Annotated in this window: 13 protein-coding genes; 5 read left to right on the forward strand and 8 right to left on the reverse strand. The window is 66.2% G+C overall.

Annotated features, from left to right (window positions below; translation table 11 throughout):
- Nucleotides 1-39 precede the first annotated feature (39 nt).
- Complete coding sequence (locus HZZ13_RS21290; RefSeq protein WP_197961495.1) at nucleotides 40-483, forward strand: nuclear transport factor 2 family protein; 444 nt, start codon at nucleotides 40-42, stop codon at nucleotides 481-483.
- Between the two features lie 524 nt (nucleotides 484-1,007).
- Nucleotides 1,008-3,017 (forward strand): HAMP domain-containing methyl-accepting chemotaxis protein, encoded by a 2,010-nt coding sequence (locus tag HZZ13_RS21295; RefSeq protein WP_197961496.1) that lies wholly within the window; start codon nucleotides 1,008-1,010, stop codon nucleotides 3,015-3,017.
- Between the two features lie 52 nt (nucleotides 3,018-3,069).
- Here the strand turns inward: HZZ13_RS21295 and HZZ13_RS21300 are convergent, their stop codons facing one another.
- From HZZ13_RS21300 to HZZ13_RS21310, 3 genes are all read right to left on the reverse strand, one after another.
- A complete protein-coding gene (locus tag HZZ13_RS21300; protein ID WP_197961497.1) occupies nucleotides 3,070-3,750 on the reverse strand; it encodes a glutathione S-transferase family protein in 681 nt (226 codons plus the stop codon).
- Nucleotides 3,751-3,874: 124 nt separating this feature from the next.
- Nucleotides 3,875-4,201 (reverse strand): hypothetical protein, encoded by a 327-nt coding sequence (locus HZZ13_RS21305; protein ID WP_197961498.1) that lies wholly within the window; start codon nucleotides 4,199-4,201, stop codon nucleotides 3,875-3,877.
- A gap of 227 nt (nucleotides 4,202-4,428) precedes the next feature.
- Nucleotides 4,429-5,559, reverse strand: coding sequence for a site-specific DNA-methyltransferase (locus HZZ13_RS21310; RefSeq protein WP_197961499.1), 1,131 nt, complete (start codon nucleotides 5,557-5,559; stop codon nucleotides 4,429-4,431).
- Between the two features lie 418 nt (nucleotides 5,560-5,977).
- On the opposite strand from HZZ13_RS21310, the gene ypfJ reads away from it, so the two are divergent.
- Together ypfJ and moaB are read left to right on the forward strand one after the other, a co-directional pair.
- Nucleotides 5,978-6,916, forward strand: coding sequence for a KPN_02809 family neutral zinc metallopeptidase (ypfJ, locus tag HZZ13_RS21315; protein ID WP_197961500.1), 939 nt, complete (start codon nucleotides 5,978-5,980; stop codon nucleotides 6,914-6,916).
- A 148-nt stretch (nucleotides 6,917-7,064) separates the two neighbouring features.
- Entirely contained in the window at nucleotides 7,065-7,628 is a 564-nt protein-coding gene (gene moaB, locus HZZ13_RS21320) for a molybdenum cofactor biosynthesis protein B (protein WP_197961501.1), read from the forward strand.
- Nucleotides 7,629-7,732: 104 nt separating this feature from the next.
- On the opposite strand, the gene HZZ13_RS21325 is transcribed toward moaB, so the two are convergent.
- Nucleotides 7,733-8,662, reverse strand: a complete 930-nt coding sequence (locus HZZ13_RS21325; protein WP_197961502.1) for a bifunctional helix-turn-helix transcriptional regulator/GNAT family N-acetyltransferase — start codon at nucleotides 8,660-8,662, stop codon at nucleotides 7,733-7,735.
- Nucleotides 8,663-8,754: 92 nt separating this feature from the next.
- The gene (locus tag HZZ13_RS21330) at nucleotides 8,755-9,330 is read right to left on the reverse strand and encodes a glycosyltransferase family protein (RefSeq protein WP_197961503.1); all 576 of its coding nucleotides are present in this window, start codon (nucleotides 9,328-9,330) and stop codon (nucleotides 8,755-8,757) included.
- A gap of 243 nt (nucleotides 9,331-9,573) precedes the next feature.
- Between HZZ13_RS21330 and HZZ13_RS21335 the strand changes: the two genes are divergently transcribed.
- On the forward strand, nucleotides 9,574-10,413 hold the full coding sequence (locus HZZ13_RS21335) for an RMD1 family protein (protein ID WP_197961504.1): 840 nt from the start codon (nucleotides 9,574-9,576) through the stop codon (nucleotides 10,411-10,413).
- Here the strand turns inward: HZZ13_RS21335 and HZZ13_RS21340 are convergent.
- The 3 genes from HZZ13_RS21340 to HZZ13_RS21350 form a co-directional block, all read right to left on the reverse strand.
- Nucleotides 10,407-12,017, reverse strand: a complete 1,611-nt coding sequence (locus tag HZZ13_RS21340; RefSeq protein WP_197961505.1) for a PEP/pyruvate-binding domain-containing protein — start codon at nucleotides 12,015-12,017, stop codon at nucleotides 10,407-10,409. The two genes, HZZ13_RS21335 and HZZ13_RS21340, sit on opposite strands and share 7 nt — an antisense overlap.
- Before the next feature lie 10 nt (nucleotides 12,018-12,027).
- Nucleotides 12,028-13,956 carry a hypothetical protein gene (locus tag HZZ13_RS21345; protein ID WP_197961506.1) on the reverse strand — a complete coding sequence of 643 codons (1,929 nt, stop codon included), beginning with the start codon at nucleotides 13,954-13,956 and terminating at the stop codon, nucleotides 12,028-12,030.
- A gap of 84 nt (nucleotides 13,957-14,040) precedes the next feature.
- Nucleotides 14,041-15,231, reverse strand: a complete 1,191-nt coding sequence (locus HZZ13_RS21350) for an acetate/propionate family kinase (protein ID WP_197961507.1) — start codon at nucleotides 15,229-15,231, stop codon at nucleotides 14,041-14,043.
- Nucleotides 15,232-15,233: the final 2 nt, after the last annotated feature.

Genomic DNA, 15,233 nt, shown 5'->3' on the forward strand with positions numbered 1-15,233 from the left:
GCGATGATCTCCGCGTTGTCACCACAAGGAGATGCCGCCATGAACGCGAGCGCCAACAAGAAACTGCTGCAGGATATCTTTGCCGCGGCCGCCAATCCCGATCCGGCCGCGCGCGACCGCGCCCTGTTCACGGCGAGTCTCGCCGACGACGCCAAATGGGTCGTCACCGGGCAATATTCCTGGTCGCGCACCTTCTCGGGCAAGGAGGCGATCCTCGGCGAACTGCACGGCTATGTGCGCACGCGCCTGCGCGACCGCACGCGTACCATCGCCCATCGCTTCATTGCCGATGGCGACATCGTCGTTGTGGAAGCCAAGGGCGACAACGTCACGCTCGAGGGCGCACGCTACGACAACGATTATTGCCTGGTGTTTCGGCTCGCCGACGGGAAGATCAAGGAGATCAGGGAATATTGCGACTCCGTCCTGACGGAGAAGGCGCTCGGCCCGTTTCCGCAGGCTCCCGCGAGGGCGGCGGGCTAACGGCTTTGAGCACGATCTGGTCTGCCGGCTGGCGCCCTTCGCTTCGATCTGCGAGGGGCGCATCGGTCTGGCGCAAGCTGGCGGAGATCATTCGGCTGCGGCGAGAGCACGCGCGGATCCATTGCCAGCTCGCCGCCATGAGCGAGCGGGAGCTTCTGGACTTCGGAATGACGCGGGCGGAAATTGAGCATGAGCTGAAGAAGCCTCTCCGATGGAAGTAGAGCAATGAAGTAGAGCAATAAGGGATGCAGCCTCGGACCACCGGCGTCGGCGCCATGCATCGGTCTGCATGGTCCGGCGGATTCGCATGCGGCTTTGCATAGCTGCCGACAAAATCAGCAGATTTGGTGCGGGCCGAGACCGGGCGCGCGAGGAATTTGAAGGTTCAATTAAGAAGTGTCCCCCATTGTGTCGCGGTGCAGCGTAGGCCGCCAGGGCGCGGCGTGCGGCTGCCGGAGTGGCCGTGACGATCGCCGGAGTTGTTCGGTCCCTCGAATTCACATGCATCTGGGTGGACAGTGGGAATGTCGAAATTTCGTTTGCGGATCAGGGGACGCCTGTACGCAGGCTTCATGGCCCTGGTGGCGGTCGGTCTCGTGATGGCGGTGGTTGCCGTCTGGAATTTGCGGGACGTGCAGGATCAGGTCGCAAGACAATCCGCCCTCTCGGACAGCACGGCGCGGGTGCTGGAAATATCGGCCCATCTGCAGGCGATTCAGCGGGCCAATTTGCGCTACGTCTACGACGCCAACGAGTCCGCCATGAAGGAGGCGCAGGAGCGGGAGACCGCGGCGACCGAGCTGCTCCGGGTCGGCGCGCAGGGGACGTTGTCCGAGGAGCGGCGCGCGCTCTACAACGGCCTGATCGACGACATCGCCAAAATGCGACGCCTGCGTGACAATCTCGGCGACGCCGTCAACGAGACGAGAACGGGCAAGGCGACGCTGCTGCCGAGCGGCGAGGAGCTGGCCACCAAGACGGGCAAGCTCGTCGACGTGGCGCGCGCCGCCGTCGATGAAGATACCGCATCCCTCGTCGCCGATCTCGAATCCCGCATTCTGCTCGTGCGAATCGCAAACTGGCGTTTTCTGGCGCTGCGCGATACGCAGGGACCTGCGACCTTCAGGGCGAGCGTCGACCGGGCCGCACAACGGCTCGCCGCGCTCGAAAAGAGCCCGCAGGCGACGGAGCTGCGAGCGGCACTCGCGCCGGTGAAGACTTCGCTCGCCCTCTACAAGTCGGCGTTCGAGGCGACGTCGGCCGCGATGCTTCAGGCCGACGAGATCTACCACAAGAACCTCGCGCCCCTCATCGTCGACAGCATCGGCAAGCTCAAGACCGCGGAAACGACCCTGAAGAAGGACTACCGGGACTCGCGGAACAATGCCGAAGCCGTGCTTGCGGGAACGACGACCGTTCAGGAGATCGCGGGCATCCTCGCCGTCCTGTTCGGCGGCATCGTTGCGTTCCTGATCGCGCGCAGCATCGTCGGTCCGCTGACCTCGATGACGCAGGCGATGGGGCGGCTTGCCGGCGGCAATCTCGAGATCGAGATTCCCGGCCGCCGCAGAGCCGACGAGATCGGCGACATGGCCAAGGCGATCCAGGTGTTCAAGGACAACATGATCGAAGCCGAGCGCATGCGCGCCGAGCAGGCCGCGCTCGAGGCGCGGCAGGCCGAGAACCGCAAGGAAGATATGGCGAGGCTCGCCGATCAATTCGAGCAGGCGGTCGGCGAGATCGTCAACACGGTGTCATCGGCATCGAGCGAGCTCGAAGCCTCCGCAGGCACGTTGACCACGACGGCCGCGCGCGCCCAGGATCTGTCGACGGAAGTCGCCAGCGCCTCGCAGGAGGCCTCGGCCAATGTGCAGGCGGTCGCCTCGGCGACGGAGGAGCTCTCCTCGTCGGTCTCCGAGATCGCCCGCCAAGTGCAGGAATCCGCCCGCATCGCCAGCGAGGCCGTCGGTCAGGCGAGCCGGACCAACGAGCGCGTCGGCGCGCTCTCCAAGGCCGCCGCGCGGATCGGTGACGTGGTCGAGCTGATCAGCACCATTGCCGGCCAGACCAATCTGTTGGCGCTGAACGCCACGATCGAGGCGGCGCGTGCGGGCGAAGCCGGCCGCGGCTTTGCGGTGGTCGCAACCGAGGTGAAGGCGCTTGCCGAGCAGACGGCCAGGGCCACCGGCGAGATCGCCCAGCAGGTCTCCGGCATCCAGGCCGCGACCGAGGAGTCGGTCGGCTCTATCCGGGAGATCAGCGGCACCATCGAGCGGCTGTCGGAGATCTCGTCGACGGTCGCCGCGGCCGTGGAGCAGCAGGGCGCGGCGACGCAGGAAATTTCCCGCAACGTTCAGCAGGCGGCCCAGGGCACGCAGCTCGTCTCGTCCAACATCGGCGACGTGCAGCGCGGCGCCTCCGAGACCGGCTCGGCCTCCTCGCAGGTGTTGTCGGCAGCGCGCTCGCTCTCGGCCGACAGCAACCGGTTGAAGCAGGAAGTCGCCAAGTTCCTGAGCTCGGTCCACGCCGCCTGAAGTCTCAAACGCAAGAGGCCACGCGCATGCGCGTGGCCTCGGCGCGGCGCGATCAGGCCACCTTGGTCGTCATGTGCCCGAACATGTGGCGGCGCGCTTCGTCGTCCATCTCGGCCTTGAATGTGAACTTGTCCTTCAGGGCGAGGGCGCGTGCTGCCGCCGGGCGTGCCGAGATCTCGTCGACCAGCCGTTTCACGTTCGGGTATCGCGCAAAGGCGTCGTCGCCGAGCTTGAACGGCACCATCCGCGCCCAGCCCCACAGCGCCATGTCGACGATCGAATAGCTGTCGCCGACCATGTAGCGGCGGTCCTTCAGGTGAGCGTCGAGAACCTTGTAGTGGCGGTCGGTCTCGTACTGATAGCGGTTGTGGGCGTAGTCGTGATTCTGGTCCTTCGGTGCGAAATGCTTGAAGTGCACGGCCTGGCCCGAAAATGGCCCGAGGCCGCTCGCGACGAACATCAGCCACGACAGCAATTCGCCGCGGTTGGAGGGGAGGAATTTGCCGGTCTTCTCGGCGAGATAGAGCAGGATGGCGTTCGAATCGAACACGATGGTGCCGCCATCGTCGATCGCCGGCACTTTGCCGTTCGGATTGATCTTGAGGAATTCCGGCGTGAACTGCTCGCCCGTGCGGGTGTCGATCTTCACCGGCTCGAAAGGCAGGCCGGATTCTTCGAGATAGAGCGCGACCTTGGTCGGGTTCGGTGATCCATTGAAATAGAACTTGAGCATCAAGCATCTCCCAGTGTTGATGGCCGCGCGCGGACGCGGCGTCGTTGGGCGGGCCTTGTCTTGCCTGAACCTCGTGAGAGAGCAACCGGCGAGTTTGCGGGGCGGTATCTGCGCTCTGCGCAGATCAGCCGGCGTAACAAAGGCCGATCGCCGCCGTAAGGACCATCGCCGCGCCGACCACTTCCAGCCGCAGGCCGAGCCGCGCTGCGAGATGCATGTCGGAGGCGCGCGCCGCGCGCTCCGAACCGCGCGCATAGCCGTGAACGATGACGTCGTGGTTGAAGTTGTCGTGCGCCTCGTTGCTGCTGGCGAGCCCGACGCAGATCACGAGCACGCCGAACAGCGCCAGGCCGAAGAATCCGAGCAGCGCGATCAGGAACATCGGAAACATGCCGACCAGGAAGATCGGCAGCAGCGGCACCAGCAGCAATGTCTCGGACTGTCGTCGCATGGGAGCCGGCCCGTCAGGACGGAGGCTGATCGCATGAGTCTAGTCCCGGCTGGCGAGGCTTTCAACTCACGCCCCTGTCATTCCGGGGCGCGCCTCTTGGCGCGAGCCCGGAATTCATTGGCGGCATGGGACGTGGCTCGATGGATCCCGGGTTCTCGCGGAGCCTGTCATCGGGCCGCGCTGCGCGCGGACCCGGTGGCGAACCCCGGAATGACGGAGGAGGACGCCTACTCCGCCGCCATGCCGGCGCGGATCTCGGCGCGCAGCTCGTCGATCAGCTTGAGCCCCTTCTTGGTCTCGACGTGCCAGAAGGTCCAGCCGTTGCAGGCCTGCGCGCCTTGCGCCACCGCGCCGATGCGGTGGATCGAGCCGACCTTGTCGCCGAGCATGATGGCGCCGTCGGCGCGCACCAGCGCCCCTAACTTCTTCTTGGCGTCGAACAGCTTGGTGCCGGGCATGATCATGCCGCGCTCGATCAGTTCGGAGAACGCGACGCGCGGTGCCTCGCGCGCGGTCATGAACGGGGCAAGGCTCTCTTCCGGCAACGGCTCGACCTCGGCGATGCGCGCCTCGGCGGCCTTGGCGTAGGTCTTGTCGCGTTCGAAGCCGATATAGGAGCGGCCGAGGCGCTTGGCGACCGCGCCGGTCGTGCCGGTGCCGTTGAACGGGTCGATCACGAGATCGCCGGGCTTGGATGACGACAGCAGCACGCGCGCCAGCAGGCCTTCCGGCTTCTGCGTCGGATGCACTTTCTTGCCGTCGGCGCCCTTGAGGCGCTCCTCGCCCGTGCAGAGCGGGATCAGCCAGTCGGACCGCGCCTGCACGTCCTCGTTGGCCGCCTTCAGGGCCTCGTAGTTGAAGGTGTAGCCCTTGGCTTTTTCGTCGCGCGCGGCCCAGATCATCGTTTCGTGCGCGTTGGTGAAGCGGCGGCCGCGGAAATTCGGCATCGGATTGGTCTTGCGCCAGACGATGTCGTTCAGCAGCCAGAAGCCGAGGTCCTGCATGATGGCGCCGACGCGGAAGATGTTGTGATAGGAGCCGATCACCCAGATCGTCGCCGACGGCTTCATGGCGCGGCGCGCGGCGAGCAGCCAGGCACGGGTGAAATCGTCGTAGGCGGCAAACGAATCGAACTTGTCCCAGTCGTCGTTGACGGCATCGACATGGGATTCGTCGGGACGCTTGAGATCGCCCTTGAGCTGCAGATTGTAGGGCGGGTCGGCGAACACCAGGTCGACACTGCCTGCCTGGAGCTTCGACATCTCGGCGACGCAATCGCCGACGATGATGCGATGCGACGGGGACTCAAAATTTGTGCGGGGCGCCCTTGCAGACGCCCCGCGACGCGACTCTACCATGACTCAAGAACTCTGACTCAGGCGACGCTGTCGGCGACGCGGGACCAAACAACCGACTGGTCGTTACATTGAAGGGGCAAAGTAAAAATCGACTTAACCCGCCGCTTTCGTGAGCACGCCTCGCATCATAGTTCGCGCACAAATTGTTGCGCGCATTCGCCTTGTTTTGCAGTGTATTTCGCGCTTGCGCCGCTCGCAGGATCGATCGTGGCGGGAAAAAGGCTGTAAATTTCTCTCGGAAAAAACTGCTCGGCCCTCGGAAAAATTTGCTGGCATCGACAGGCTGTCGCACTAGGCAATTTTTGCCGGCCACGATATTGATAAAAGCAACGGAAATTTTACGTATGTGGCGCGTTGAGCTTTCGCGTTTCTGTGCGCCGTCGAAACTTGAATCAGGGACCCCAGAGGAAAGGCCGCCATGCGCTACGATGACTTCCGCCGCAGCGACGACATCGAGGATCGTCGCGATGAAGGTGGTGGCTTTGGCGGTGGGGGAGGCGGGTTCGGCCTGCCGATGGGCGGCGGCGGCCTCGGCATCGGCACCATCATCATCCTCGGCCTGGTCGGCTACGCCTTCGGCATCGATCCCCGCATCCTGATCGGCGGCGCCGAGATCCTCACCGGCGGCGGCCATGCGCCGAGCTACCAGACCGATCGCCAGGCGTCCTCCGGCAAGCGCGGCGCGCCGACCGACGAGATGGGCAGCATGATCTCCGGCATCCTCGGCGAGATCGACGATCGCTGGAGCGAGATCTTCCAGGCCAACGGCCAGACCTATACCGGCCCGAAGATCGTGCTGTTCCGCAACGCCACCAATGGCGGTCGCTGCGGCATGGCGCAGTCGGCCATGGGGCCGTTCTATTGTCCGCCCGACCGGACCATCTTCCTCGACACCGCCTTCTTCCGCGAAGTCGAGACTCGCTTCCGCGGCTGTTCCGGCAAGTCGGCGTGCAATTTCACCACGGCCTACATCATCGCGCACGAGGCCGGCCATCACATCCAGAACCTGCTCGGCATCATTCCGCGCGTGACGCGGCTGCAGCAGCAGGTCGGCTCGAAGGCCGAGGCCAATGCGCTCCAGGTGAAGGTGGAGTTGCAGGCCGACTGTTTCTCCGGCGTCTGGGTCAACCGGGAGGCGAAGAAGCGTCCGAACTTCCTCGAGCCCGGCGACATCGATGCCGCGCTGACCACGGCGAGCGCGATCGGCGACGACACGCTGCAGCGCCAGGCCACGGGCCGCGTCGTGCCTGACTCTTTCACCCACGGCTCGGCGGCGCAACGCAAGCAATGGTTCATGACCGGCTACCAGCAGGGCACGGTCCAGGCCTGCAACACGTTCGGCGCGGGGGCGTTGTAGTTATCCGTCATCCTGAGGTGCTCGCCTCTTGGCGAGCCTCGAAGGATGACGAGTGGCCCATCCTTCGAGGCTCGCCCTGCGGTGCGCTTGCACCGCACGGCGCGCACCTCAGGATGACGGCGGTGATTGAGGAAGCAGGAGTGAAGTTGTGGCCTCCATCGACGAATCCAAACAATTCATCCCGCTCAACATCGCGGTGCTCACGGTGTCCGACACGCGCGCGCTCGCCGACGACAAGTCCGGCCAGACTCTCGCCGATCGTCTCCTAGCTGCGGGCCATCATCTCGCCGCGCGCGAGATCGTCACCGACGATGTCGAGGCGATCCGCGCCGTGATCCGCCGCTGGATCGCCGACAGCGGCGTCGACGTCGTCATCACCACGGGCGGCACCGGCTTCACCGGACGCGACGTCACGCCGGAGGCGATCGAGCCGCTGTTCGAGAAGCGCATGGACGGCTTCTCGATCGCATTCCATATGCTGAGCCACGCCAAGATCGGGACGTCGACGATCCAGAGCCGCGCCACCGCGGGCGTGGCTGGTGCGACCTACATCTTCTGCCTGCCCGGCTCGCCTGGCGCCTGCCGCGACGGCTGGGACGGCATCCTCGCGGCCCAGCTCGACTACCGCACGCGCCCCTGCAACTTCGTCGAGATCATGCCGCGGCTGGACGAGCATCTGCGCAGGCCAAAGGCGCAGGGCGCGACAGTGTAGCGCGCTGCGGATGATGCTTAGCTGAGCGAGGCACGGATTACCCTCCCCTGGAGGGCCCTCCAGGGGAGGGTAAGGTCACGGCGCGCGTTGTTGAATTAAGACAGTCAGAGATCCAGTTCCCACGTCTCGCCGACCAGGTCGGCACCGAAGCTGTGATGCTTCTCTTCCTTCACCAGCTTGAATCCCGCACTCTTGTAGATCCCGCGTGCGGCGACCAGGATGCTCTGCGTCCACAGCGTCATCTTGCTGTAGCCGCGCTCGCGGGCGCCCTGGATGCATTGCTGCACGAGTGCGCGGCCGACGCCGAGGCCGCGTGCTTTCTTCTCCACCTGCAACAGGCGGAGTTTTGCGATCTCGTCCGTGGCCTTGACGAGGAACACGGAGCCGACCGGCTCGCCACCGACCTCCGCGATCCAGCAGTGCTCGCGCGCGGCGTCGTAGTTCCTGATGAACTGCGCGCAGATCTCGGCGACCAGCGCCTCGTAGCCGATGTCCCAACCGTAGTCGGCGGCATAAGCGGCAGCCTGCCGGGAGACGACCCAGCCCATGTCGCCGACGCGATGGCTGCGCAGGATGAAAGCCGCGGGCGGGCCTTTGCGTTGCTCCAGCACGGCCTCGATGGTCGCCATGGCCTGCGTGAGCCGGGTCGCATCGCCGGGCGAAAGCTGAGCCAGCATCGCGGCGACCTCGTTTTGCGAGCTCTGGTTCAGCTTGGCGAAAGCCTGCCGGCCCTTGGCGGTCAGGCTGAGCAGGTATTGCCTGCGGTCCGCGGGCAGCGGCTTTCGCGTGATCAGCCCCTTCTCGTCGAAGCTCTGGACGATGCGGCTGAGATAGCCGGGATCAAGACCAAGCTCGTTTCCGATCTCTTTTGCCGCAAGGTCGTCGCGATGGGCGAGCTCGTAGAGCACCCGCGCCTCGCTGAGCGAGAACGGGCTCTTGCCAAGGTGCTGGTCGAGCACACCGAGCTTGCGGGTGTAGAAGCGGTTGAAGGCACGGACCGCTGCGACATGGTCGTCGGCGGCCTGTTCGGCCATTGGGCCTGATGGCGAAGCTTTCGGTAGCATGGGGCACCTCGATATTTGCCATTGTCAATTAATTGATTGACGTTGGCAAGTATCTCGGCGCTTCAGCCCACCATCACGATCCGGCTGCGCAGCATGGTCCGGGACGACCGCCCGAGCCGCCGGAGCAGCCGCGCCTCGGAATGCCGGGCGTGGGGCGGGTAGCCGCCGATCCGGTCGTAATGATCGCGCGCGATCAGCAGCCCTTGATCGCCGAGCGGACCGACGAGCTTGCGCGCCACCGCCCAGAGGACGTCCCGCACTGCGGTATTTGCGTAAGGCGAGCGGGCATAGCGGAACACCGCCGCACGATCGCGGCCGCTGGTGGCGACGGCCTGGATGAACTGGGTGGTTTCCTCGATCCAGCCGGTTTCCAGCACCGCGCCCGCAGGCAGGAACATCAGCCATGGCGATCGGGCCTGGCGCGCTCCGGCAGCGAGCGCAGCGCCTTGCGAATGCCCCTCAAAGCCGATGAAACGGCAGCCTGCGACGTCGGCAACACGCTCGATAACGCCGTTGCGCGTGCCGTCGACCAGCAGCACTTCCCGGATCACGCCGGCGGCGGCGCCGGGCACCAGCGCGGCGAGGGTTGCGACCGCCGTCTGCTCGACACCATCGGTCGGAATGATGACGCTCAGCATGATTGAGGCTTCAGGGTCCGCACTTCGGGAGAAGCGTAGCGTTGCATGATGTTGTCATAGACCTGTCGCGCTGCCGAGTGCAACTTTCGGACGGCGCTTCGGCGTGCGATGGTAAACTGCGGCCAGTTCATCGCAGCCAAATGTGTCCGGCGCGGGCTGGTCATATTGCCGAATGTTTCGGCACAAGCTGATCCTGACCGTATTAACCCGGATGCGTGATCTCGCTGCAGGGAGAGACCTTGTATGAACGCCGATCAACTCGCCGTTGGCACGGCGCCAAAATCGCCGAAGCAGGAGGCCGCGCCGACCTTGCGAATCCGGGCGCTGATGCTGGGCGAGCGCATCAATGCGTCTGGCCTCGAGATCGGCACGCTGGTGTCCTCGACGCCGGCCGCCTTCCGCGTTCATGCCGGCCTTGCCGTGATCTTTCGCTACGGCGTCGTCGTGCTGATCGGGCTGTTGCCGTCCGAGGAGAAGGTCCTCGTCGACAACCTGAAGTCACGCGTGACCGGGGAGCTCAGCCCATACGAGGAGGAGATCGCGCAGGCGCAGCTCTGCAACGAAGAAGCTGCCGAGACGATCCAGCCGGGCGGGCCGATCTGCCTCGCCAGATTCTCCGACGACCGGCTGCTGCTGGTCGCCGATGCGCTCGCCAAGAGCACATCGCTGGCGCGCGACGAGCGCCGCGTCGCCGCGGTGTTCGACGTCATCGAGCCGTTTGCACGTGAGCTCGCCGAGCACGGCCGCACGCCGCGCCGGCGCAAGGGCATTCTGCAATTGATCGGCAACGCACTGCTGGTGCAGCAGCGCGTCGCCGGCCGCGTCGCGGTCGCGGAGAAGCCGGACGTGCTCTGGGAGAAGCCCGAGCTCGACCGGCTCTATTCCCGTCTCGAGGACGAGTACGAGCTGAAGGAGCGCCTCGACACGCTCGAGCGCAAGCTCGCCGCGGTGTCGGAGACCGCCAACGCGCTGACCGACATCATCGACACCGAGCGCTCGCTGCGCCTGGAGATTGCGGTCGTGGTGCTGATCGTGATCGAGGTCGCGATCGGGTGTTTTCAGATCCTGAGCGGCACTCACTGAGATGCGGCGGCGCGTCTGCCCTGTCGGCTGGATTGGGCCCGCCACGCCGCGATCTCGGCAAGCTCGGCTTCGGGCCGTGTCCGGATCGTCTCGCAGCGTCCGAGATAGAGCTCTCCCGCGTCGCCCTCGATGGTGATCCACTCGCCTTCGGCAAGCGCGAGATTGCCGAGCTGGGCCTGCTTTGCGGCAGGATCGATCTTCAAGTCACGGCAGCCGACCACGCAGGGCTTGCCCATCTGCCGCGCCACCAGGGCCGCATGCGAGGTGCGCGCGCCGACCGACGTGACGATGCCGGCGGCGAGCGCGAAGCCCGCGACGTCGGCGGTGCTGGTATCGGGACGCAGCAGGATGACCGGCTCGCCCGCCGCCGAAAGGCGCTGGGCGCTTTCGGACGAGAACGCCGCCCGTCCGATGCCGATGCCGCCGCAAGCGCCAATGCCTATCGTCGCGGCCTTGCCGGCGGACACCAGTCTGGTTTCGGCGAGCGAGGCGAGATCGATCTCTGCCAGCCGCTTCAATGCCTCGTCTTTCGAGATCAGGCCTTCATGCACGAGGTCGATCGCGATTCTGACGGCGGCCCGCGGCGTGCGCTTGGCGGTGCGGGTCTGGAGGATCCAGAGCCTGCCGTTCTCGACCGTGAACTCGACGTCCTGGACATCGGCGAATGCGTGCTCGAGCCGCTTCAGGGCATCGCCAAGCTCCGATTCGAGCTTCGGCAGCTCGCGGGCGATCGCTTCAGTCGTGTCCGGCGCGCGTCGTCCGGAAACGACGTCTTCGCCCTGCGCATCGAGCACGAGGTCGATCATGGGGCGCGGCGCGCCGGTCGAAGGATCGCACGAGAAGGCCACGCCGGCGCCGGAGGCAAGTCCGCCATTGCCGAACACCATCGCCTGCACGGTGACGGCGGTGCCCTCGAGCGCTTCGAGGTGCTGGAGGCTTCGATAGGTCATCGCACGCTCGCTCATCCAGGAGCGATAGACCGCCTGGGCTGCCGCCTCCAACTGCGCGAAGGCGTCCTCCAGCAGGCCATCGGCGCCATCCTCGATCAGCGCCTGCTCGCGGCTGGCGAGCCGCTCGAGCGCTTCGCTGTCGAGCTCGCGGTCGCTGCCGGCGTGTTCCGTTGCGACGAGCTCCGCGATGCACGCCGCAAAGGCGGCTTGGTCGAGCTCGAGCACGGTCTCGCCGAAGCTTTCCAGGAAACGGCGCCGGCAATCCCAGGCGAGCCGCGGCCGGCCGGTCGCACGGATCAGGCCGTGCACGGCATCTTGGGTGCAGCCGACATCGAGAACGGTGTCGAGCATGCCCGGCATCGATCGCGCCGCGCCCGAGCGCACCGAGACCAGCAGCGGCTGGCGCCGGTCCCCGAAGCGCTTTCCGGTGGCGCTCTCCAGGAACGAGATCCCTTCTTTCAAGCCATCGCGCAGGTGTCGCGTGGCATGCGCATGGCCGGCGATGATTTCGGCGCAGAGCTGGACCGGCAGCACGAAGGCAGGCGGCACCGGCAAGCCCAGCGCCGCCATGCGGGCGAGATTGGCGGCCTTGGCGCCGATCTCTTCGGCGGGCCGCAATTCGTCGGCGTCAGTGCCGATACGCACGATATGCATGGCGATGTCCTCAAGCTGCGAGATCGATCATGATGTGACGGCGGAGCAGATGTCCGAACGCGGCGAAGCGGTCGGTGGCGCGTTCGACGGCGCGGGCGAGCTCGATCACCGACAGGGAGGTCGCGACGTCGAAGCCGCCGCAGAAGACCAGTGCGGTGGTCGCGCGTTCGCGGCTGTCGGCGGCGTGTTCGGCGTCAATCAAGCGGGTCACGGCAGAGAGTGCGTCTTCTGAATCGGCGCGCCGTCCTTCCGGCACGTCGATCGCGGCGGCGACGCCGCTCGCGGCCACTTCGGTCGCGGTCTCGGCCACGGCGCAAAGCTCGGCCAGCGCTGCCAGCAAGGAGGGATCGGTCATGTCCGGCATCAGCGAGGCGATGAAGGCGGCCTGCTCCAGCTCGTCGATCGCTTCCTCGGCGCGGTCGATCAATTGGCCGATCAGCGGGCGGGCATTGAGGCGGTCGACCTCGTTGCGGCTCTCGATTGCGATCTTGTCCGCCTTCTGCTCGATCACGCCGCAGCGTTGTGTCAGCAGCTTGCCGTCGGCGGGCTGACCCGCCCGCAACGCGGCGATATGGCGCGAGATGGAAGCGACGAGATCGTGGGCAAGACCGATCTGACGCAGCACGGCTGCGAGCAGTGCCCCGTCGACACGGTCGAGGTGCCGCATCAGGTCGGCTTCGATCTGGTCGCGCACCGTCCTCACCGAGCGGCCCGCAAGCAGTGCCTCGGTGGAGGCGCGCAGGGATGCCTTCAGGAAGTCGATGGCGGCGTTGCGGCCGAGCGCCTGGTCGAGGCGCTCGCCGAAGCCGATCCGCGTCGGAGCGGCATTCCGGACGGCAGAGCCCAGCAGATCATTGCCGCCGAGCTCGAGGAAGCCGCGATGGCCGATCCGCTGACGCGCCGCCCATTCCAGGATGTGGGCCGCGTCGTCCTTGGCGACCCAGGTCCTGAGCAGCTTGCGCGCCTTGTTCCAGTCGATCAGAAACACCAGTGCGGCCCCGAGTGCCGCGAGGAATTCGTTGCGATCGGCGGCGTGGTCGCCCTGATATTGCCCGGTGACGAGATAGAAGGAATTGTCCTCGCCGAGGCCGGCTGCGGTGTGACGATCGAGCCCGCTCCAGGTCGCCTCGAAGGCGTCGAACAGCGAGATGAAGAACTTCGCCCGCGCCAGATGCACATCGGTGTAGGTGACGGTGACCGCGTTCTTCTTCACCGCGATCACAACGACATGGGCATCGGTGGTGCCGATATCGTTCTGGATCAGCAGCCGGCCGCCGGCGCGTGTGGCCATGGTGTCGAGGCCGGGATGATTGAACTTCAGGCCCCGCGTCGCGTTCAGGCCCTTCATGAAGGCCGCGACGGCTGGCCGGTCCTCGCTGTGCAGGCCGAAGACATGGGCGCCATCGAGCGCTTCTTCCGAGCAGCTCGCAGCAAGCCTGTTCAGCTGCTTGTGCAGATCCATGACGAGGCGATGCAGGCTGTCGCCGCCTGCGTCGGCGACGCCGGTCAGGCGCGCGATGCGGGACAGCTCGATCTCGCCGGCGGCATCGAGCAGGCCGGCGGCGCGGATGGCGTCGAGCCGCGCCTGCGCCCGCTCGCCTTCGTTTCCCGCACCGGCGCCGACGGCCCGCACCATGGTCGCTGCATCGTCGGCAATCTCCTGCATCAGCTTCGCAAGATCGGGCGCCGCGAGCCGGCCCTGTCCGATCGGATGCGCGCCGCCGATCAGCGCCGCGATTCCGGCGGGAGCGATGCCTGCAGTCTGGCTTTCGACGCCGAGGTCATTGGCGGGCCGGCTGGGCTCCTGCGCGTGCTGGGCGGCCGCCTGCAACGCGCTCATCCGCACCTTGATGCGGTCGTTGGCGGCGAGCCCTTCCGCCACCAGCGCGGGCAGCAGGATACTGCCTTGTCCGAGCTCTTCGATGATCTGAGTTTTCATGATCTGTCCGCAACCGGGATTGATGCCGTTCTCTATGCCGCGAAGACGCGGCGGCAGCATTGCGGCAGATCATTCATAAAAATGTCACGTGATGTGGCGTCCGCGGATCAGAGCAGCGCAATGGCGCGCGATCATGATTTCTTCGTTGGTGGGAATGACGAACACCGCGATGATGCTGTCGTCGCTGTTGATACGCTCGCGTGCGGCATCGTTGCTTGCGGCATCGATGCGCACGCCCATCCAGGCGAGCCGCTCGCCGATCGCGCCGCGGATCTCGCTCGCATGTTCGCCGATGCCGCCGGTGAAGATCAGGCAGTCCAGGCCGCCGAGCGTGGTCGCCATCATCGCGACCTGCTGCGCCGCACGGAAGGTGAAGAGGTCGACCGCCTCACGCGCCGCGGCCTCGCGGCTTGCGAGCAGCGTGCGCATGTCCGCAGAGATGCCGGAGACGCCGAAGAGACCTGACTCGTGATAGAGCAGGTGCTGGACCTCCTCGACCGACATGTTCTCGTGCTGTTGCAGATAGAGCAGCACGCCCGGGTCGATCGCGCCGCAACGCGTGCCCATCACGAGGCCGTCGAGCGGCGTCAGCCCCATCGTGGTGTCGATGCTGCGACCATCGCGCAAGGCGCAGAGGCTGGCGCCATTGCCGAGATGCGCGATGATGGTGCGCTTGGCGACGAGCTGCGGCGCGATCTCGGCCAGGCGTCCCGCGACATATTCGAACGAGAGGCCGTGAAAGCCGTAGCGCCTGATCCCTCGCGCCTCGAAGCGCCCAGGAAGCGCGAAGCGGCTCGCCGGCGGCGCGAGGCCGTGGTGGAAGGCGGTGTCGAAACACGCGATCTGCGTCAGCCCGGGCCGGATCGCCGCCAGCGTGCGCACCGGCGCGAGGCAGCGCGGTTGGTGCAGCGGTGCGAGCGGCGTCAACGCCTCCAGCTTCGCAATGATGTCGTCGGTCAGGACCACCGGGCCTGAATGATCCGACCCGCCGTGGACGATGCGGTGGCCGGCGGCCCGCAGGCTGCGTCCACCGAACCGGTCCTCGATGAAGGCGAGCACGTCGGCGAACAGATGGCCGCCGGCTGCCTCCGGCGCCTGCTTGCTTGTCTCGAACAGGTCTTCGCCCGCGGGGGCCTTCACCACCAGCCGGGGCTTGGCCTCGTGCTCGTCCAGCAGGCCCTTGCAGAGCAGGACAGGTTCGGCCGCCGCGACATCGAACAGGCCGAACTTGATGCTCGACGATCCCGAGTTGAGGACGAGGACCGTGTCCGACATCG

Origin of the sequence: Bradyrhizobium agreste (assembly GCF_016031625.1) — a bacterium.
GTDB lineage: Bacteria > Pseudomonadota > Alphaproteobacteria > Rhizobiales > Xanthobacteraceae > Bradyrhizobium > Bradyrhizobium agreste.

Bases quoted from the DNA above. Each gene is read 5' to 3' on its own strand.
- HZZ13_RS21330 (WP_197961503.1), bottom strand. From the start codon at position 9,330: ATGCTGAGCGTCATCATTCCGACCGATGGTGTCGAGCAGACGGCGGTC.
- HZZ13_RS21335 (WP_197961504.1), top strand. From the start codon at position 9,574: ATGAACGCCGATCAACTCGCCGTTGGCACGGCGCCAAAATCGCCGAAG.
- HZZ13_RS21295 (WP_197961496.1), top strand. From the start codon at position 1,008: ATGTCGAAATTTCGTTTGCGGATCAGGGGACGCCTGTACGCAGGCTTC.
- HZZ13_RS21290 (WP_197961495.1), top strand. From the start codon at position 40: ATGAACGCGAGCGCCAACAAGAAACTGCTGCAGGATATCTTTGCCGCG.
- HZZ13_RS21305 (WP_197961498.1), bottom strand. From the start codon at position 4,201: ATGCGACGACAGTCCGAGACATTGCTGCTGGTGCCGCTGCTGCCGATC.
- ypfJ (WP_197961500.1), top strand. From the start codon at position 5,978: ATGCGCTACGATGACTTCCGCCGCAGCGACGACATCGAGGATCGTCGC.
- HZZ13_RS21300 (WP_197961497.1), bottom strand. From the start codon at position 3,750: ATGCTCAAGTTCTATTTCAATGGATCACCGAACCCGACCAAGGTCGCG.
- HZZ13_RS21325 (WP_197961502.1), bottom strand. From the start codon at position 8,662: ATGGCCGAACAGGCCGCCGACGACCATGTCGCAGCGGTCCGTGCCTTC.
- HZZ13_RS21350 (WP_197961507.1), bottom strand. From the start codon at position 15,231: ATGTCGGACACGGTCCTCGTCCTCAACTCGGGATCGTCGAGCATCAAG.
- HZZ13_RS21340 (WP_197961505.1), bottom strand. From the start codon at position 12,017: ATGCATATCGTGCGTATCGGCACTGACGCCGACGAATTGCGGCCCGCC.
- HZZ13_RS21345 (WP_197961506.1), bottom strand. From the start codon at position 13,956: ATGAAAACTCAGATCATCGAAGAGCTCGGACAAGGCAGTATCCTGCTG.
- HZZ13_RS21310 (WP_197961499.1), bottom strand. From the start codon at position 5,559: ATGGTAGAGTCGCGTCGCGGGGCGTCTGCAAGGGCGCCCCGCACAAAT.